Consider the following 19,466-nt stretch of genomic DNA (forward strand, 5'->3'; position numbering starts at 1 on the left):
AATGATCAACCGGGCATCTGGAAATGCGGCTGACGAGGCCGTATGAGCTTCCGGTGCTCGCCACCCGCGGAACGGGATATCCCCATGCAGCCCAGCCTCCGTCTCGGCCTCGCCGGCCTCGGCACCGTCGGGGCGTCCGTCGTGCGCCTCCTGAACAAACACTCCAAGGACCTCGCGGTCCGCTGCGGCCGGCCGATCGTGCTGCGCGGCGTCTCGGCGCGGGACCGGACCCGCGACCGCGGCATCGACATCGGCAACGTCAACTGGTTCCAGGATCCGGTGAAGCTCGCCATGGATCCGGGCATCGACGTGTTCGTCGAACTGATGGGCGGGTCGTCCGGTCCGGCCGAAGATGCGGTGCGCGCCGCTCTTGAGACCGGCAAGCATGTCGTCACCGCCAACAAGGCGCTGCTCGCCCGGCACGGCAACGATCTCGCCCGCCTGGCCGAGCGCAAGGGCGTCAGCCTGAATTTCGAGGCGGCCGTCGCCGGCGGCATCCCGGTCATCAAGACCCTGCGCGAGGCGCTCGCCGGCAACTCGGTCAGCCGCGTCGCCGGCATCCTCAACGGCACCTGCAACTACATCCTGACCCGGATGGAAGCGGAGGACATGTCCTTCGGCGAATGCCTGAAGGAGGCCCAGCGCCTCGGCTATGCGGAGGCCGATCCGACCTTCGATGTCGGCGGCTTCGATGCCGCCCACAAGCTGGCGCTGCTGACCAGCCTCGCCTTCGGCTCCGAGATCGATGTCGATTCGATCTATATCGAGGGCATCGAGCGGATCACGCTGGCCGATATCGAGGCCGCCGACGAGCTCGGCTACCGGCTGAAACTGCTCGGCATCGCCGAGCGGACCGAGAGCGGCATCGAGCAGCGCGTCCACCCGACCATGGTGCCGAAGGCCTCGGCGATCGCCCGGATCGACGGCGTGCTCAACGCAGTCGCCATCGACGGCGATTTCGTCGGCCGGCTGATGCTGGTCGGCCCGGGCGCGGGCGGCGATGCGACGGCCTCCTCCGTTGTGGGCGACATCGCCGACATCGCGCGCGGCACCGCGCTTGCCATGATGGGGCGGCCGTCCGAGCATCTGGAACCCTACCGGCCCGCCGGCGTCCGCGCCCACAAGGGCGGCTACTATGTCCGGCTGTCGGTCTTCGACCGCCCTGGGGCCCTGGCGGCGATCGCCAGCCGCATGGCCGAAAAGGGAATCTCGCTGGAATCGATCGTCCAGCGGCGGCGCGCGCCGCATGCCGCCGTCGTCGGCACCCAGGCGCCGGCGGAGCCGCAGTCGATCATCATGATCACTTACGAAACGACCGAGGCCGCGGTAAGAGAAGCGCTCGATCTGATCCGCGACGACGGCCACGTCGCGGACGCGCCGCAATTCATCCGCATCGAGGCGCTCTGAAAGCGTCCGCCGGCAGGCCGCCGGATCTGTACTCGGGGGAACTTCCGAAGCCATGAGCACGCAAAGCCACCGCCATCACGGCCACACCATCGACGATGACCGGCTCGACCGCGTCCTGTCGCTCGAACTCGCGCGCGTGACCGAGCGTGCTGCGGTGGCGGCGGCGCGCCTGCGCGGTCGCGGCGACGAAAAGGCCGCCGACCAGGCCGCGGTCAACGCCATGCGGGCGGAGCTCAACAACCTCTCGATCGACGGCACCGTCGTGATCGGCGAGGGCGAGCGCGACGAGGCGCCGATGCTCTATATCGGCGAGAAGGTCGGCAACGGGAAGGGACCGAAGGTCGACATCGCCCTCGATCCGCTCGAAGGCACCACCATCTGCGCCAAGAACCTGCCGAATTCGATCGCCGTGATCGCGCTCGCCCATGAGGGCGCGCTGCTCTACGCGCCCGACGTCTACATGGACAAGATCGCCATCGGCCCGGGCTATCCGATGGGCCTGATCGATCTCGACGCGCCGCCGGCCGAGAATATCCAGGCGCTCGCCAACGCCAAGATGGTGCCGATCTCCGAGGTCACCGCCTGCATCCTCGACCGTCCGCGCCATGCCCGGCTGATCGAGGAGGTGCGCGCCACCGGCTGCGCCATCCGGCTGATCGGCGACGGCGACGTGGCCGGCGTGATCCACACCACCGAGCCGGCCGATACCGGCATCGACATCTATCTCGGCTCCGGCGGCGCCCCGGAAGGCGTGCTCGCCGCCGCCGCGCTGCGCTGCACCGGCGGCCAGATGCAGGGCCGCCTGATCCTCGACAGCCGCGAGAAGGTCGAGCGCGCCGCCAAGATGGGCATCACCGACCCGCGCCGCAAATATACCCACGAGGACATGGCCCGCGGCGACGTGCTGTTCGCCGCGACCGGCGTCACCGACGGCAACATGCTCCAGGGCGTCAAGTTCGGCCGCAACCGCATCGTGACCCACACGATCGTCATGCGCTCGTCCTCGAAGACCGTCCGCTGGATCCGCGCCGCCCATACCGATCCGGAGAAGTTCGATCCGGAGTGAGCCGGGGGCTCGGCCGGACCTGACCGCAATAATGGCGGGGCGATCGCGGTGCGGTCGCCCCGTTTTGCATTTGCGGTGCCCGTCGGTGGATCGAACGCGCCCGGCGCGCCACGCAAGGGGACTCGGACGCGGTGCCCATATCGCGACCATCTCGGCGGCCGATGACCTGATCTCAGCCGTCCGGCGGCCCATACGCCGCTGGCATTCGCTCACCACCGGCCGGGGCCCCCGGGCGATCGCCGGCGGCCATTTCGACGATCAGCGGCTACTCGCCCGCCGAAACGACGGTCGGGCGAATGTCGGCGGCGTCGCGCAGGCGTTCGAGATGGGTCAGCAGGATCGGGTCGGTCAGCACCGCCATCCGCTCCTTCGGGGTCAGCCAGCGCAGGGCCTCCTCGACCGAGACGGCCTCGCGGATCTTGGCCTCCGCCATGACCGGGTCCAGATCCGGCTTGCCGCGCTCGCGCAGGGGCGGCGGCAGCAGCAGGTGTTCGTGCAGTTCGCGCATGCGCCGGTCAGACACGACCAGCGTCAGACCGTCCTCGACCTCCGGCAGTTCGGCGACCGCCTCGGCCTCGCGGGCGGCCGCGGCCGAGATCACCGCCGGGGTCTCGGTCTCCTCGGGGATCAGCAGCAGGCGGGCGCGCCGCAGGGTCAGGCCGAGTTCCATCGAGCCGCTCGCCCAGGAGATCGGAACGGCCAGCACGAGGCCGACCAGGGTCGGCGCCATCCAGGCCAGAATGGCCGGCGAGATGGCATAGGCGGCAAGGCCCATCACCAGCCCGATGGCGATGTGCTGCCAGTGATGGCGGAACACCTCGGAGACCGCGATGCCGCCGTCGTCGCGACGCTGGGTCTTCCAGCCGGAATCGCGCCCCGACAGGATCTCGATGACGTGCCGGCTCTGGATCAGCATCATCACCGGCGCGACCATGGCCGAGAGCAGGGTCTCGACGAACAGACTGCCGACGATGGCGAGGCCGCCGCCGGCCTTGCGCCGGATCTCGGGGCGCATCAGCGTCTCGATCGTGCCGAGCACCTTGGGCAGCATCAGGACGCCCATGGTGATGACGAAGAGCTGCAGCGCGCGCTCGGAATCGAAGCGCGGCCAGGCCGGGAACAGCGAGAAGTCCTTGGAGAAATATTCCGGCCGGATGAAGCGCGCCTGCAGGGCGAGGGCGAGGCCGGTCAGGAGCAGCATCAGCCAGATCGGCGAGGCCAGATAGCTCATGATGCCGGTCGCGAAATGGATGCGCGACGGCCAGGCGATGCCGCGGGCGAAGACCAGCGGCGTGTGCTGGATGTTGCCCTGCGCCCAGCGCCGATCGCGCGAAGCCACGTCGAGCAGCGACGGCGGGCTCTCCTCGTAGGAGCCGCCGAGCCAGGTGACCATGTAGACCGCCCAGCCCGACCGGCGGATCAGCGCCGCCTCGACGAAATCGTGGCTCATGACATGGCCGCCGAACGGCTTGCGGCCTTTCAGGTCCGGGAGCCCGCAGGCCTCCGCGAAGGCCCGCGAGCGGATGATCGCGTTGTGGCCCCAGTAGTTGCCGTCGCGGCCCGTCCAGGTGGCCAGACCGCGGGCGATCAGGGGGCCGTAGATGCGGCCGGCGAACTGCTGCAGTCGGGCGAACAGCGTGTTGCGGTTCACGATCAGCGGCAGGGTCTGGATGATGCCCGCGCGCGGGTCGTCCTCCATCATCTGCGCCAGCGTGACGATGGTCTCGCCTTCCATCAGGCTGTCGGCGTCGAGCACCAGCATGTGGTCGTAGCGACCGCCCCAGCGGGTGACGAAGTCGCCGACATTGCCGGCCTTGCGGGCGGTGTTTTTGTGCCGGCGCCGGTACCAGACCTGCATCACGCCGGCCAACCGGTGGCGCAGGCGCATGAAGGCGACCTCCTCCTCGATCCAGGCGGTCGAGTCGGTGGTGTCGGAGAGAATGAAGATCTCGAAATGCGCGCCCTGGCCGGTCGCGGCGACCGAATGCGCCATGGCCTCCAAGGCCGAGACGGTGCGGGCCGGGCTCTCGTTATAGACCGGCATGACCAGTGCGGTGCGCGACTTGAGCGGGCGCGGCACCGGCCGGGGCGTCCGCCGTTCCGCGATGCCGGCGATGAAGCCGACCACGCCGCTCGCCGCCGACAGGGCGATCCACGAGAAGGTGACGCCGAACAGCACGACCAGCGGCCATTCCAGGCCGACGATGCCGCCGGCCTTGACGACCCCGACCATCTCGCCGATGCCGAAAGCCGACAGCGCGATGGCGCCGCCGAATACCGCGATCCGGGCGAGCAGGGTGCGCGCGTCCGTGCGCCGGTCGACCACGCTCGGCCGCGGCCCGTCCCAGCGCCAGAAGGATTGCACCGGCATCGGAATGCGGCTTTCCGGCGGGACCGAGGGGATGAAGCCGCCGAGGCTGCCGATCTCGCCGGAGGGGGCAGGGCCGGCAGGGAGCGGCGGCTCCGCAAGATCAAATCCGGTCTCGGCGGCGAGGCTGTCGGTCACGTCGATCGTATCCGTGGTCGGTGTCAGGCGGTCCAGCGGTAGAGCCAGGTTTCGCTGACGGGTTTGGAACCGTCGTTCAGGAGGACGCGCAATTCCACCAGCGGGGCATTGCGCGGATCGAGTTCGAACAGGACTCGATAACCGCCCCGGACGGGATTCGGTTTCAAGACGAGATTGACGATGCGCCCGGCCGAGGAGGTCGCCTCGGCCTTGACGGCGCCGGCAGGCGGCATCTTGCCTTCGAAATCGATCAGGAAGCGGCGGAAGGCCGGGTTGGAGCCCTGGCCCGACCGGGTCGCCGCCACGCTGCCGAGTTCGCCGGCCGGCGGCGAGTTGCGGCCGTAGTGCAGCCGGTAGGCGGCCGAGAATTCCTGCTTGGCGGGCAGCTTCTGCTTCGGCCGCCAGTAGCAGATGATGTTCTCGTGGATCTCGCTCTCGGAGGGGACTTCGAGCAGCTGCACCGCGCCGGCGCCCCAGTCGCCGACCGATTCGACCCAGCAGGACGGCTTCAGATCGTAGCGCGCCTCCAGGTCCTCGAACTCGCCGAAGTCCTGCCGGCGCTGGACCAACCCGAAGGCGCGCGGGCTCTGGTCGACGAAGGCGGAGATCTGCAGGTTGCGCGGATTGGCGAGCGGGCGGAACAGATGCTCACCAAGACCGGTCACGATGGCCAATCCGTCGGAACCGTGGACCGCGGGGCGCAGGTCGTCGAACCGGGTCCGGCTGGTGCCGTCATAGAGGAACATCGAGGTCAGCGCACCGATGCCGACATGGTCGAGATCCACCCGCGGGAACAGCGTCAGCTCCACGTCCAGCACTGTCTCGTCGCCGGGCCGAAGGGTGAAGCGGTAGACGCCGGTGCAGGACTTCGAATCGAGGAAGGCGTGGATGACGATCGAGTTGGCGTTCGGTTCCGGCCGCTCGATCCAGAAGCGCTCGAAGAAGGCGAATTCCTCGCCGCGCTCGTCGCCGGTATTGATGGCCAGGCCGCGCGCCGAGACGCCGTAGATCTGGCCGCGGGCGAGCGCGCGGAAGAAGGTCGCGCCCTGGAACATGGCGAACTCTTCCCAGCGATCGGAATTCAGCGGACGCCGCACCTTGAGGCCCGAGAAGGACAGATCGGCCTTGTCGTCGGGCGGCTTGACGCTCTGCCCGTAGTCGAACATCTCCCGATCGAACAGGATCTCGCGCGCCTGACCGTCCTCGACGACGAAGATGTCGACCGGCTGCTTATAGATGAAGCCGGTATGCAGCAGGCTGACCTGGAAGCCGCGATTCTCGCCGCGCCACAGGAAGCGGTTCAGCTTGAAGCGGATGTCGCGATACTGCTCGTAGGTCAGAGTGGCGAAGCGTTCGGGCAGATCGAACTTTGGCTCCTGATAGGCCTCGCCGGCCCGTTTGCGCGCCTCATCGAGCAGTTGCGCCCGCGAGAAGGGCATCGGGTCGCCGGGCGCGGCCCGGGCCTCGCCGATCATGTCGGCGAGCAGGCCGGCAAAGCCGATCGCCCCGCCGACGGCGAGCGACTGGCTGAGAAAGCGACGGCGGGCCGGGTCCGGCAGCGAAAGGGCCTCGACCGGGCGGTCGGGGGAGGCGAGGTCGGAAGGATGCATCGGCCTGCGTCTGGTAGGGCCACCGATGTCTCAAGTTTGCGGCGGCGCCGGATGCGAAACCCGGAGGCGCTGGACTGGAGAGCCCGGAGCGGAGAAATCCCCTCGACCATAGCCGAAGAGTTCACGTTTTTCAAAAGCATGCTGATCCGGCCGAACGATGGCGGAAGCGGGATCGCATGGCGGCGGAGCGCTGCCGCGGCCGGGGCCGGCCGTTGGGCGGAAGTGCCCGAAACGGCCGCCCCGGTCGCGGCGGGGATGTCACTTGACCGTCGCGGCCGCCTTCTCGACGAAGCGCGGATCGAAGGTCTTCTTGAGATCGATCTTGGCGTCCTTGAAGGCGGCCGGCTCGACCTGCTTCAGGAAGTCGAGCATGCTGGCGGCCGCCTTGTCGGTGATGATTCCGGTGCGCGAATAGGTCGGCAGGCTCGCCGCGACGGCCTTGATGTAGAGCGCCTTGTCGCCGAGCCAGAACTCTTCCGGCACCGCGGCGGCGACATCCTCGGGCGAGGCCTTCTCGAGCCATTTCAGCGCCTTGTAGAGCGCATTGGTGAGCGCCTGGGTGGTCCCCGGGTTGGCCTTCACGAAGTCGGCCTTGAGGTAGAGCGTGGCGGCCGGGTTGGTCGAGCCGTAGACCGCCATCGTGCCGGCCTCGGTGCGGGTATCGACCAGGATGTTGACCGCGCCGTCGGCCTCCAGCTTGGAGATCACCGGATCGAGATGCGAGACGGCATCGACATTGCCGCGCTCGACCGCAGCCACCGCCGAGGCGCCGCCGCCGACGCCGACGATGGCGACCGAATCGGCCGGCACGCCGGCCTTGGCGAGCAGGTAGAGCGCCGTCAGGTGGGTCGAGGAGCCGGGGGCCGTGACGCCGAGCTTCATGCCCTTCAGATCGGCCACCGACTTGATCGGCTTGTCCTTGGCGGCGGCGAGCACGATGCCGGGGAAGCGGCCGAGTTCGAGGACGGCGACGACGTCCTGGTTCTTCTCCTGCATCCGAATCGTATGCTCGTAGGCGCCCGTGACCGCATCGACCGAACCGCCGATCAGCGCCTGCAGCGACTTCGCGCCGCCGCCGAAATCGTTGATGGTGACGTCGAGGCCCTGTTCCTTGAAGAAGCCCTTCCGCTCGGCAATGGTCAGCGGCAGATAGTAGAGCAGCGGCTTGCCGCCGACGCCGAGTTCGAGTTTGGCCTTCTCGGGCGCCTGGGCGGCCGCCGGCGCGGCGAGGCCGGCGAGAAGCCCGAGGGCGGCCAGACCGGCCTTCAGAAATCTGTTCATGTCGTATGGTCCTCCCGGATCGATTGGTTCTTGATCCGCCCGGCCTCAGGCCTGCGCGGCGGCGCTTTGCGGGCGCCAGTGGAGCAAGCGGTTCTCGACGAGCGTCACCACCCAGTCGACCACCAGCACGAAACCGGCCAGCACGACCATGCCGGCGAAGACGCCGGTCGTGTCGAACACGCCCTCGGCCTGGTGGATCAGGTAGCCGAGCCCGGCCGAGGCACCGAGATATTCGCCGACCACGGCCCCGACCAGCGCGAAGCCGACCGAGGTGTGCAGCGACGAGAACATCCAGGACAGCGCCGACGGCCAGTAGACGTGGCGGAACAGCTGGCGCTCGTTCATGCCCATCATGCGCGCATTGGCCAGCACCACGGGGCTGACCTCCTTGACGCCCTGATAGACGTTGAAGAACACGATGAAGAAGACCAGCGTCACCCCGAGCGCCACCTTGGACCAGATGCCGAGGCCGAGCCACAGCATGAAGATCGGCGCCAGCACGACGCGGGGCAGCGCGTTGACCATCTTCAGATAGGGGTCGAACACCGCCGCCGCGAGCGGCTTGCGGGCGAACCAGAAGCCGATGGCGATGCCGCCGAGCGCGCCGATCGCGAAGGCCAGCACGGTCTCCAGAAGCGTCACATAGAGGTGCCCCCAGATCTTGCCGCCGGCAAACATCTGCACCACCCGGCTGGCCACGTCGATCGGCGTCGAGAAGAAGAACTTCGGCAGCAGCGTGTAGCCGAAGATCGGAATGGTGGCGCCGACGTGCCAGATCAGGAGCAGGACGACACCAACCAGGATCTGCAGCGACAGGAGACCCGCCCGGCTCATGCTTCCTCTCCGTAGGTCTTGATCACCTCGGCCCGGAGCTGCCCCCAGATGGCCTTGTGGATATCGTGGAAGCGCGGATGGGTGCGGATGTCGGCCGCATCGCGCGGGCGGGCGAGATCGATCCGATGGTCGCCGATGATGCGCGCCTCCGGGCCCGCCGACATGATCAGGACCCGGTCGGACAGCGCGATCGCCTCTTCGAGATCGTGGGTGACGAACAGGACCGCCTTGCGGTCGCCGGCCCACAGGTCGAGCAAGAGGCTGCCCATGATCTGGCGCGTCTGCGCGTCGAGGGGGCCGAAGGGTTCGTCCATCAGCAGGATCTTCGGCTGGCGGATCAGCACCTGGGCGAGGCCGACGCGCTTCCTCTGGCCGCCGGACAGCTGGTGCGGATAGCGGTCGAGGAAGCGTCCGAGCCCGACCCGGCCGAGCCAGTCGCGCGCCGCGCCGAGCGCATCCTCGCGACCGACGCCCTTGATCTCCAGCGCGATGGCGACATTGTCGAGGGCCGTCTTCCAGGGCATCACCGCGTCCTGCTGGAAGAGATAGCCGGCCTCCGCATTGAGCCCGGCGAGCGCCTGGCCGTAGACCTCGACCTTGCCGGCCGCCGGCTTCAGAAGGCCCGCCACGGCATTGAGCAGGGTCGACTTGCCGCAGCCCGTCGGCCCGACGATGGCGACGAACTCGCCGTCGGCAACCGCGAGCGAGGTCGGTGCCACGGCCTTGTAGGGCGGGCGGCCCTTGATGCGGAACTCGATGGCGATGTCGGTCAGTCGGACCGCGCTTGCCGTCGGGCCTTGCGCCGGCTTCAGCGGGATCACGGTCGCCATGCTGTCCTCCCCGTCGAACCGGCCGCCCGGTCGCATCGTCCGATCCCGCCTCCGATCCCGCCAACCGGCCGGCGCCCTCCGGCGCGGCACCGGGTTCTCACCGTGCCGCCGGTGCGGCACCGCGATCACGACCGGGATCGTCCGGCGACCCTCCCGCCGCCGGCTCCATGTTTATGCGATGTTCGATCCAGCCAGAAGCCCCGAAAACGCGGCCCGCCGCATGCAGTGCGGGCGCGCCGGCGCCGCACCGCGCGGCGGCAAGGCCGCGACATCCGGCGGAGATGCGGCGGCGCCGTCAGAACAGGCCGGCGCCGATATTGATCGTCAGTGCCAGGATCGTGGTGTTGAACAGGAAGGCCAGCACGCAATGCAGCAGGCCGATGCGCCGCATCCGGTTGGACGTCATACAGATGTCGGCGGTCTGGCCGGAGGTCCCGATGACGAAGGAGAAATACATGAACTCCCAGTAGTCCGGATCGCCGCCACCGGGAATGTCGAGCCCTGGATTGCGACAATCGAGATACTGCAGGAAATATTCGTTGGCATAGTGCAGTGCGAAGGTCGTGTGGATGAACAGCCAGGCGGTGATGATCGTATAGCTCGCGGCGAGAATGTGCAGGCCGCGATAGGTCGGCCCGATATCCTTCACGGTGGCGAGTTCGACCACGATCGCGGCAAGACTGGCCACCGCGGCCAGGATCGACAGGAACAGGGCCGCCCATGCGCCGTCGTCCTGGAGCCGCGCCCGGATGCGCATGCGATCCGGCGTCGACCGCAGCATCATCGACCAGGCGAGCCCCAGATAGAGCGTGGTCGCAACGTCCCAGGCGACGATCAGGCAGGTCGACAGCCGCCATTCGGTCGCGGGGACCAGGATGGCGACCAGCAGGAGCCCGAGAAAGGCCGAGGCCAGCAGGCGCGGGCGCAGCCGGACATGACGGACCAGGCGGGAATGCAGGGGATGGCTCGATGATTTCGTCACGACTCGCACCCGCCTAGAGCCTGTCCCGGTCCGATCGAAACGATCCGACCGAAAGGGACCGGCTCCAGCCATTGAATCCGGAGCATTTCCCGATCGGATGATTCCATCCGATCGGGAAATGCTCCAGGGCAACCCGCCCGCCCGGACGAGGCGTCGGTTCCGATCCGCGAGACGGCGTCCGGGCGCCTCGGCGGACGACTTTACCGACTGGCCGCCGACCGGCGAAGCCCGGTCACGCGCCATCCTGTCGCTGGTCGAGCTTTTGCTGATTGCGCACGAGCTTGTGCAGCGTCACCACGAAGGCCTGATACTCGTCCTCGTCGATGCCCTCGAACAGGTCCGAGAAATGCCCGTACATGGTCGGCCAGAAGCGCTGGAAGGTCGCGCTGCCCTCGTCGGTCAGCATGACCTCACGCACGCGCAGATCGTCCTCGCGGGTGCGGCGGCGAATGAGGCCCTGATCCTCGAGCGAATCGAGCGTGCGGCTCATGGTCGACTGCTCGATCACGGTGAACAGCGACAATTCGTTGATGGTCAGACCGGGCGCGATCGACAGCACGGCCAGGGTGCGCATCTTCGCCGTGGTCAGGTCGTAGTCCTTGAGGGCTTCCTGGAGGTCGACGTTCCAGCGCGCCATCACCCGGTTCAAGAGATAGGGCGCGAACTGGTTGAGGCCGATCTCACCCATGGTCGGGATCGTCTCGGTCCCGGCGCGGCTGCGGATGGCGCTGCCGAACCGGCCGCGGGTGATGCTGCGGGCTGCGGAGGACTCGTCGGTCACGGTCGCGAACCTCGGAAGGGACGGCGGCCCGCCGATCCGGCGGAGAACCGGACGGGCGGGCCGATGGCGATGGATCAGCGCGTATCCTGGAGACGCCGCGGCTGCAAGCCCCGGCGTCGGCGAGGCCTACTTGATCAGCTTCCAGGCGCCCTTCTCGAGCTTGACCAGGACGCGCGAACGCTCGTCCGTGCCGTAGCGCTCGTCGGGCTTGAAGTTGTAGACGGCGTGGGTGCCGACCAGTTCCTTCGTGCTGACGATCGCGTCGCGCAGGGCGACGCGGTATTCGGGCGTGCCGGGCTGGGCGGTCTTCAGCGCGCGCTTGGCGGCGTCGACGAAGATCAGCCAGCCGTCATAGGAATAGGCCGAGAAGGCGTTCGGGGTCGCGGTCGGCACGGCCTTGGCGAGCGCGGCCTTGTACTCGGCGCCGACCTTCTTGATCGGATTGTCGTCCGGCAGCTGCTCGGACACCACGACCGGGCCGGTCGGGGCGATCAGGCCTTCGACCGCAGCCGCGCCGACGCGGACGAAGTCGGGGTTGATCAGGGCGTGGGTGCCGTAGATCGGGCCCTTGTAGCCGCGCTCGGCGAGCGCGAGATAGGGCAGGGCGCCCGGCGTGCCCGAGCCGCCGGTGATGACCGCGTCCGGACGGGTGGCGACGACCTTGAGGGCCTGCGCGGTGACCGAGGTATCGGCGCGCGCATAGCGCTCGTTGGTGGTCACCTTGATGCCGGCGGGTTCGGCCGTGGCGGTCAGCGCATTGTAGACGAGGTCGCCCCAGGCGTCGGAAAAGCCGATGAAGCCGACCGACTTGATGCCCGACTTCTTCATTTCCGCCACGACGGCCGAGACCATCAGCGGCGCAGGCTGCGGCACGGTGACCATCCAGGCGCCGTCCGGGCCGGGCAGGTTGGCATTGGCGATGACGATGATCGGCGTCTTGGTCTCGCGCGAAACCGCCGCCATGGCGAGCGAGCCGGGCGCGCCGGCCGTGCCGATCAGCACGTCGACCTTGTCCTCTTCGATCAGCTTGCGCGCGTTCTTCGCGGCGGTCGAAGGATCGGAGGCGTCGTCGAGCGCGATCAGGGTGATCTTGTTGCCGTCGATCTCGGAGACATGGGCGAAGCCGGCCTTGATGCCGTGATCGTACGGGATGCCGATCGAGGAGACCGGGCCGGACAGCGAGGTGACGAAGCCGATCTTGATGTCGGCGGCATCGGCCGCCGAGACCAGCGCCGCCAGAGCGGCCGCTCCGGCCGTCGCCGAGCCGGTCAGGGCAAAGAGGAATTTCCGCATCGGGACCTCCAACTTGCAGGCCGCTTGTCATCGGGCGGAACGGTTCGCGGCGGGGAGAAGGCCGGTCCGCACCGGCCTCGGGGATCGCTCGAACTTGCCTCTTGCCTGCCCGACAATTTCATACATAAAATATTTAAGCCTGCAATAGTGGATCGCCCTCGGCACCGGCGCCGAGGGTCGCCGCTGGCAGCGGCCGGCCCGGGAAATGTCGGACATATCGCAGTTTCCTTGCGGTTGCCGGCATCCGTCCCGCGCTCCGTCGGCGTCCGGAGGGACCGTGTCGTGAACCGTCTCGTTCCATGCATTCGCAAAGATCGGCATCGCCGGAGCTTCGGTTCCAGGCCCATGCCGATCGGCGCACCGCAGCTTCGCGGGAGTTCGGCGGCATGACGCCCGACATCGCCCTGATCCTGACCGTCGACGGCCTCGCCAACGGCGCGATCTATCTCCTGGCCGGGCTCGGCCTGGTGCTGATCTTCTCCGTCACCCGGGTGGTCTTCGTGCCGTTCGGCGACATCGCCGCCTTCACGGCGCTGACGCTCGCCGCCTTCCAGATGCAGCGCGTGCCCGGCACGATCGGACTGGTCGCGGTTCTGGCCGCGGTCGCCTCGCTGATGGAGCTCGGCGCCGCGGTCCGGCGCCGCTCGGCCGACGGGCTGGCGCAGCGCCTCTTCGGCTACGGCCTGCTGCCGCTGATCCCCTGCGGCCTGGCTTGGCTGATCGCCGCGCGGGACGTTCCGGAGATCGTGCGCATCCCCGTCGCGCTCGGCCTGGCCCTGCCGATGGGGCCGCTCCTCGACCGAATCGCCTTCCGGCCGATCGCCGACGCCTCGGTGCTGGTGCTGCTGATCGTCGCGATCGCGCTGCATTTCGCCATCGCCGGGCTCGGCCTCTTGTTCTTCGGGCCGGAGGGCTTCCGCACCACGGCGCTGGTCGACGGCATCTTCGAACTGCCGGGCGGCCTGGTGATCACCGGCCAGCTGATCCTGATGATGGCCTCGGCAGTGCTGCTGGCGGTGCTGTTCTTCCTGTTCTTCGAGCGCTCGCTGATCGGCAAGGCGCTCCGGGCGACGGCCGTCAACCGTACCGGCGCACGGCTCGTCGGCATCCGCCCGGAGCGGACCGGCGTCACCGCCTATCTGATCGCCTCCGCGCTGGCCGGCATCTCCGGCATCCTGATCGGGCCGAGCACGACCATCTACTATGACTCGGGCTTTCTGATCGGCCTCAAGGCCTTCGTCGGGGCGATCATCGGCGGGCTCGTCTCCTATCCGGTGACCGCGCTCGGCGCGCTGTTCGTCGGCGTGATGGAGAGCTTCGCCTCCTTCTTCTCCAGCGCGATGAAGGAGGTGGTGGTGTTCAGCCTGCTGATCCCCGTGCTCCTGTGGCGCTCGCTGGCGCTCGCCCATGGTGGCGACGAGGAACATGAGGAGCTCGACGGATGAACGCCGCCCTGCGCCCGCTCGGCATCCTCCTCGCCGCCGGCCTTCTCGCCGCCGCTCCGGCCGCGCTGTCGACCTTCGCGGTCACGCTGATGAACTATATCGGCATCGGCGCGCTGGTCGCAGTCGGGCTGGTGCTCCTGACCGGCATCGGCGGCCTCACGTCCTTCGGCCAGGCTGCCTTCGTCGGCGTCGCCGCCTATTCGACCGCCTGGGCGACCACGGCCGGCGGCGTCTCGCCCTGGCTTGGGCTGCCCTTCGCGCTTCTGACCACCGGCCTCGCCGCGCTCCTGATCGGCGCGGTCACGCTCCGGCTCGGCGGCCATTTCCTGCCGCTCTCGACCATCGCCTGGGGCATCTCGATCTTCTATTTGTTCGGGAATTTCGAAGCCCTCGGCAGCCACACGGGTCTATCCGGCATTCCGCCGGTCAGCATCGGCTCGATCGCGCTGATCGACAGCCGCGCGGTCTATTGGCTGATCTGGGCCGCGGTCGGGGCCGGCGCGCTGTTCGGCGCCAACCTGCTCGACAGCCGGCAGGGCCGGGCGGTGCGCGCCTTGCGCGGCGGCCCCGTCCTGATGGCCAGCGTCGGCATCGACCCGTTCCGGACCCGGCTGGTGATCTTCCTGATCGCCGCCCTCTATGCCGGGCTCGCCGGCTGGCTCTACGCCCATATGAGCCGCTTCGTCAGCCCGGCGCCGTTCGAGATCAAGCCGTCGATCGAATATCTCCTGATGGCTCTGGTCGGCGGCGCCTCGCATATCGTCGGCGCGCTGGTCGGGGCGGGGCTGGTGACGCTCCTCAAGAACTGGCTGCAGGACGTGCTGCCGCATGTCACCAGCAATGCCGCGCAATATGAGCAGATCGCCTTCGCGGTGATCCTGATCGTGATCATGCACCATGCCCGCGGCGGCCTGGTGCCGATGCTGACGCGCTTCCTGCCGCGCGTTCGGCGTGCTGCCCCCGTCGGGACCGACCCGCTGCCGCGGCGGACGTTGCCAGAGCGCGGTGAGACCGTTCTGGTCGTCGATCAGGCCGTGCGGCGCTTCGGCGGGCTGGTCGCGGTCGACAAGGTCTCGTTTGAGCTCAAGGCCGGCGAAATCCTCGGCCTGATCGGGCCGAACGGCGCCGGCAAGAGCACCATGTTCAATCTGCTGACCGGCGCGCTGCGCGCCTCGTCCGGCCGGATCGCGTTCCTCGGCCAGGACATCACGCGCATGCCGCAACGCCGGATCGCCGCGCTCGGCGTCGCCCGCACCTTCCAGCATGTGAAGCTGCGCCCGGCCATGACGCTGGTCGAGAATGTCATGCTCGGCGCGCACTTACGCACCGGAGCCGGCTGGCTGTCCGGCGGGCTCCGGCTCGACCGCTCCGAGGAGGCCCGCGCCCGTGCCGACGCCTATGCGCAGCTGGCGCGTGTCGGTCTCGCCGACAAGGCCGAGGATCTCGCCGGCAACCTGCCGCTCGGCCAGCAGCGCATCCTCGAGGTCGCCCGCGCGCTCGCCGCCGATCCGGTCATGATCGTGCTCGACGAACCCGCCGCGGGCCTGCGCCGCAAGGAGAAGGAGGCGCTGGCCGCGCTCCTGTCCGACCTGCGCCGCGAAGGCCTCGCCATCCTGGTCGTGGAGCACGACATGGACTTCGTCATGGGTCTGGTCGACCGGCTGGTCGTGATGGTCTTCGGCGCCCGCATCGCCGAGGGCGAGCCGGCCGCGATCCGCCGCAACCCGGATGTCCAGGCGGCCTATCTCGGGGGTGTGGCATGAGCGCCATGCTGGAGATAGCCGACCTGCATGTCGGCTACGGCAAGGTCGAGGCGGTGCGCGGCGTCTCGCTGTCGCTCGACAAGGGCCGCATCGTCACGGTGATCGGGCCGAACGGGGCCGGCAAGACGACCCTGCTCGGCGCCGCCATGGGGCTGTTGGCGTCGCGCGGCGTGCTGCGCTTCGAGGGGGCCGACCTGCACGAGCTCGGCGTCGAGGACCGGGTCGAGCGCGGTTTCTGCCTGGTGCCGGAGCGGCGCGAGCTTTTCGGCGAGATGACGGTCGGCGACAATCTCATCCTCGGCGCCTATTCGCGGCGCAAGGACGCTGCCTTCGTCAAGTCGGCGCTCGACGGCGTCTTCGACCGCTTCCCGCGCCTCGCCGAACGGCGTCGCCAGCGCGCCGACACGCTCTCGGGCGGCGAGCGGCAGATGCTCGCCATCGGCCGGGCGCTGATGGCCGGGCCGCGGCTGCTCCTGCTCGACGAACCGAGCCTCGGCCTCGCGCCGCTGATCGTGCGCGACATCCTGCGCATCGTCGCGACGCTGCGCGACACCGGCGTCTCGATCCTGCTGGTCGAGCAGAATGCCCGGGCCGCGCTGGAGACGGCGGATTACGGTTACGTGCTGGAGACCGGCGAGATCGCGCTGCACGGTGCGGCCTCGGACCTTCTCAACGACCCCCGCGTCATGGCGACCTATCTCGGCGGAGCGACCGAATGAGCGGAACCCGCGAAAGCCGCGGCTATCAGGGCGTGGCCGTCGCCGTGCCGGTGACGGTGCCCTATGTGCGCTATTCGATCCGCTCGGCGCACTGGTTCCTCGGCCGGGCGCTGCGGCTCCTGTGCGAGGGCGCCGGCATCACCAAGGACGCGATCGACGGGCTGTGCGTGGCGAGCTTCTCGCTCGCGCCCGACACCGCCGTCGGCCTCGCGCAGCATCTGGGCGTGAGCCCGCGCTGGCTCGACCATATCCCGATGGGCGGGGCGGCCGGCATCGTCTCGCTGCGCCGGGCGGCCCGCGCCGTCGAGGCCGGCGACGCCGAGATCGTCGCCTGCCTGTCCGGCGACACCAACCATGTCGACAGTTTCCGGCAGAACACGTCCAGCTTCAGCCGCTTCGCCGTCGACGCGGTCTACCCCTATGCGGCCGGCGGGCCGAACATGAGCTTCGCCTTCCTGACCCAGTACTACATGCGCACATATGGCGCCGAGCCGGCCGATTTCGGCCGCCTGTGCGTGGCGCAGCGGGCGAACGCGCTGAAGAACCCGCTCGCCCTGTTCAAGAAGCCGCTGACGCTCGACGAATATCTGGCCTCCCGCCCGATCGCCGATCCGATCCGCCTGTTCGACTGCGTCATGCCCTGCGCCGGCGCCGAGGCCTTCCTGGTCATGAGCGAGGACCGCGCGAAGAGCCTCGGGCTGCCCTATGCCCGCGCGCTGTCGGCGGTCGAGCGCCACAATGCCTTCCCGTCCGATCCGATCCAGATCCGCGGCGGCTGGGTGCTGGAGCGCGACCGGCTCTACGGCCGCGCCGGCCTCGGCCCCGAGGAGATCGACCTCGTCGAGGTCTATGACGACTATCCGGTGATCAGCCTGATGCAGATCGAGGATCTCGGCTTCTGCGCCAAGGGCGAGGGGCCGGCCTTCGTCCGCGCCCACAGCTTCGAGGTCGAGGGTTCGTTCCCGCTGAACACCTCCGGCGGCCAGCTCTCGGTCGGCCAGGCCGGCGCGGCGGGCGGCTCGCTCGGGCTCGTCGAGGCGGTGCGGCAGCTGACCGGCCGCCCGCTCGGCGCCCAGGTCCCCGACGCCCGCCACGCGCTCGTCTCCGGCTTCGGCATGATCAATTTCGACCGCGGCCTATGCACCGGCGCCGCCATCCTGGCCGCAGCCTGAGGGGAGGGCATCATGGTCGCGGTCCCGTCAGCCCCCATCCCGCAACGCCTTTCCGGCCGCAGCGCAGCGAAGAGCCGGGCGGACGTCGCAGATCCTTCCCTTCGTTCGGCCGCAATCTCCCAACGGATTCCCGGCCGCAGCGTAGCGAAGAGCCGGGACCCACTCGCCCCGCAGCGGGCGATCGGGACCGGGAGAGAACCGCGGATCCCCGCCCGGCTGCGGCGAGAGTGGGTCCCGGATCGGCGGCGCTTGCGCGCCTTGTCCGGGAATGCGCTGAGAGATGGCGGATGGGCGGGCGGCACCGAGCTTTTGGTAGATTCCGCCCCCATCCCGCAACGCATTCCGGGCGGATCGGCCGGCGGCGCAGGGCGCTTTGGTCGGGCTTGGATCATCCAGAACCATGCGGACCTGATCCCAAATTCTCAACGGCGAGGCGGATGACCATGGCCAAGATCACGCGTCCGAAGCGCAAGAATCCGATCCTGCGCAGCCGCATCCCGACCCTGCCGCCGGACCGGCGCAGCCGGACCGCGCTCGGGCTCGTCCGCGCCGCCGCGCTCGGCCGGTTCGAGCTGCAGCACTGCCTCGAATGCGGCGCGGTGCAGTATCCGCCGCGCGACGCCTGCGCGGCCTGCCTGTCCGACCGGCTCGAATGGCGCGAGACCAATCCGAACGGCGACCTGCTCGCCGATACGGTCGTGCACCATTCGCAGGAACTCTATTTCCGGGAACGCGCGCCGTGGCGGACCGGGCTTGTGCGCCTGGATGCCGGCGCGACCGTGGTCGTCCACCTGCCCGACGACGCCCCGCGCGCGCCGGCCCGCGTCACGCTGTCGGCCATGCTCGACCGGGCGGGCCAGGCCGTGCTGGTCGCCCGCGGCGCCGGTGCCGGCACGCCCGCCGACGATCCGAAGCTGCGCGAGCTGACCGCCGACCCGCGCTTCCGCAAATGCCTGGTCACCGACGCCAAGTCCCCGGTCGGCCAGGCGATGGTCAAGGCGCTGGTCGAGGCCGGGGCCGATATCGTCTGGGCCGGTCAGTGCGAGCCCTGGAAGGATCCGCCCGGCTGGGCGGCGACGCGGGCGCTGCCCGGCGTCACCGAAGTGCCGCTCGACGTGACCGACAGCCGCTCGGTCGACGAACTGGCCGGCGAGATCGGCTTCAAGGTCGACATCGTCGTCAACACGGCCGGCTATCACCGCATCCATTCCCTGTTCGGCCGCGCCGGCGTGGAGACCGCGCAGGCGGAGATGGAGGTCAACGCCTTCGGTCTCCTGCGCCTCGCCAAGGCCTTCGGCCCGGTGCTGCGCGCGCGCGGCGCCGACGGGCAGTCGAGCGCGGTCGCCTGGGTCAACCTCCTGTCCATCTATGCGATCGCCAATTTCCCCGAGGAGGCGACCTATTCGGCCTCAATGGCGGCCGGGCTCTCCTACGCGCAGGCGCTCCGGGCGGAACTGCGCCGCGGCGGCGTGCGCGTCGTCAACGTCTTCCCCGGGCCGATCGACGACGAATGGAACCAGCAGGTCCTGCCGCCGAAGCTCGCCCCGGCCGCGGTCGCCAATGCCATCCTGGGCGCCCTGCGCGGGTCGGTCGAGGATGTCTATCCCGGCGACGTGGCGCAGGAATGGCTCGCACGCCTGCGCGACAACCCCAAGGCGCTCGAACGGGAACTCGGCCGATGACCGCCGCCCTCACTGACCTTCTCGCCGCGCTCGGCACCGGTACCGTGCGCCTCGTCGACCTGACCCACACGCTGGCGCCGGATTTTCCCAACATC

The 19,466-nt window shown here is 69.1% G+C and carries 15 protein-coding genes; 7 read left to right on the forward strand and 8 right to left on the reverse strand.

All coding sequences use genetic code 11. The annotated features are described in order from the left end of the window. Positions 1-84 precede the first annotated feature (84 nt). Together ABB55_RS00550 and glpX are read left to right on the forward strand one after the other, a co-directional pair. Positions 85-1,407 carry a homoserine dehydrogenase gene (locus ABB55_RS00550; RefSeq protein WP_054357064.1) on the forward strand — a complete coding sequence of 441 codons (1,323 nt, stop codon included), beginning with the start codon at positions 85-87 and terminating at the stop codon, positions 1,405-1,407. A gap of 52 nt (positions 1,408-1,459) precedes the next feature. Continuing rightward, positions 1,460-2,473, forward strand: coding sequence for a class II fructose-bisphosphatase (glpX, locus tag ABB55_RS00555; protein ID WP_054357065.1), 1,014 nt, complete (start codon positions 1,460-1,462; stop codon positions 2,471-2,473). A 265-nt stretch (positions 2,474-2,738) separates the two neighbouring features. Here the strand turns inward: glpX and mdoH are convergent, their stop codons facing one another. From mdoH to ABB55_RS00595, 8 genes are all read right to left on the reverse strand, one after another. Continuing rightward, a complete protein-coding gene (gene mdoH / locus ABB55_RS00560; RefSeq protein ID WP_083463226.1) occupies positions 2,739-4,979 on the reverse strand; it encodes a glucans biosynthesis glucosyltransferase MdoH in 2,241 nt (746 codons plus the stop codon). Between the two features lie 23 nt (positions 4,980-5,002). Beyond that, positions 5,003-6,589 (reverse strand): OpgD/OpgG family glucan biosynthesis protein, encoded by a 1,587-nt coding sequence (locus ABB55_RS00565; protein WP_083463227.1) that lies wholly within the window; start codon positions 6,587-6,589, stop codon positions 5,003-5,005. Positions 6,590-6,847: 258 nt separating this feature from the next. After that, positions 6,848-7,870: an ABC transporter substrate-binding protein gene (locus ABB55_RS00570; protein WP_054357066.1), complete on the reverse strand. Its 1,023-nt coding sequence runs from the start codon at positions 7,868-7,870 to the stop codon at positions 6,848-6,850. A gap of 45 nt (positions 7,871-7,915) precedes the next feature. Beyond that, on the reverse strand, positions 7,916-8,704 hold the full coding sequence (locus ABB55_RS00575) for an ABC transporter permease (protein WP_054357067.1): 789 nt from the start codon (positions 8,702-8,704) through the stop codon (positions 7,916-7,918). Further along, on the reverse strand, positions 8,701-9,534 hold the full coding sequence (locus ABB55_RS00580; RefSeq protein ID WP_054361755.1) for an ABC transporter ATP-binding protein: 834 nt from the start codon (positions 9,532-9,534) through the stop codon (positions 8,701-8,703). Before ABB55_RS00580 ends, ABB55_RS00575 begins: the two co-directional genes overlap by 4 nt. A 295-nt stretch (positions 9,535-9,829) precedes the next feature. Continuing rightward, the gene (locus tag ABB55_RS00585; protein ID WP_054357068.1) at positions 9,830-10,516 is read right to left on the reverse strand and encodes a DUF1345 domain-containing protein; all 687 of its coding nucleotides are present in this window, start codon (positions 10,514-10,516) and stop codon (positions 9,830-9,832) included. Positions 10,517-10,748: 232 nt separating this feature from the next. Further along, on the reverse strand, positions 10,749-11,204 hold the full coding sequence (locus ABB55_RS00590) for a MarR family winged helix-turn-helix transcriptional regulator (RefSeq protein WP_054361756.1): 456 nt from the start codon (positions 11,202-11,204) through the stop codon (positions 10,749-10,751). 219 nt (positions 11,205-11,423) lie between these two features. Next, positions 11,424-12,590, reverse strand: coding sequence for an ABC transporter substrate-binding protein (locus ABB55_RS00595; RefSeq protein WP_054357069.1), 1,167 nt, complete (start codon positions 12,588-12,590; stop codon positions 11,424-11,426). 386 nt (positions 12,591-12,976) lie between these two features. Between ABB55_RS00595 and ABB55_RS00600 the strand changes: the two genes are divergently transcribed. From ABB55_RS00600 to ABB55_RS00620, 5 genes are all read left to right on the forward strand, one after another. Then, positions 12,977-14,035 carry a branched-chain amino acid ABC transporter permease gene (locus ABB55_RS00600; RefSeq protein ID WP_054361757.1) on the forward strand — a complete coding sequence of 353 codons (1,059 nt, stop codon included), beginning with the start codon at positions 12,977-12,979 and terminating at the stop codon, positions 14,033-14,035. Further along, positions 14,032-15,798: a branched-chain amino acid ABC transporter ATP-binding protein/permease gene (locus ABB55_RS00605; protein WP_054357070.1), complete on the forward strand. Its 1,767-nt coding sequence runs from the start codon at positions 14,032-14,034 to the stop codon at positions 15,796-15,798. The genes ABB55_RS00600 and ABB55_RS00605 overlap by 4 nt, the downstream gene beginning before the upstream one ends. Beyond that, entirely contained in the window at positions 15,795-16,517 is a 723-nt protein-coding gene (locus ABB55_RS00610) for an ABC transporter ATP-binding protein (protein WP_054357071.1), read from the forward strand. Before ABB55_RS00605 ends, ABB55_RS00610 begins: the two co-directional genes overlap by 4 nt. Then, positions 16,514-17,689: a thiolase family protein gene (locus ABB55_RS00615; RefSeq protein ID WP_054357072.1), complete on the forward strand. Its 1,176-nt coding sequence runs from the start codon at positions 16,514-16,516 to the stop codon at positions 17,687-17,689. Before ABB55_RS00610 ends, ABB55_RS00615 begins: the two co-directional genes overlap by 4 nt. A 443-nt stretch (positions 17,690-18,132) precedes the next feature. Further along, the gene (locus ABB55_RS00620; protein WP_338053640.1) at positions 18,133-19,371 is read left to right on the forward strand and encodes an SDR family NAD(P)-dependent oxidoreductase; all 1,239 of its coding nucleotides are present in this window, start codon (positions 18,133-18,135) and stop codon (positions 19,369-19,371) included. Positions 19,372-19,466: the final 95 nt, after the last annotated feature.

Source organism: Prosthecodimorpha hirschii (assembly GCF_001305515.1).
Classification (GTDB): domain Bacteria; phylum Pseudomonadota; class Alphaproteobacteria; order Rhizobiales; family Ancalomicrobiaceae; genus Prosthecodimorpha; species Prosthecodimorpha hirschii.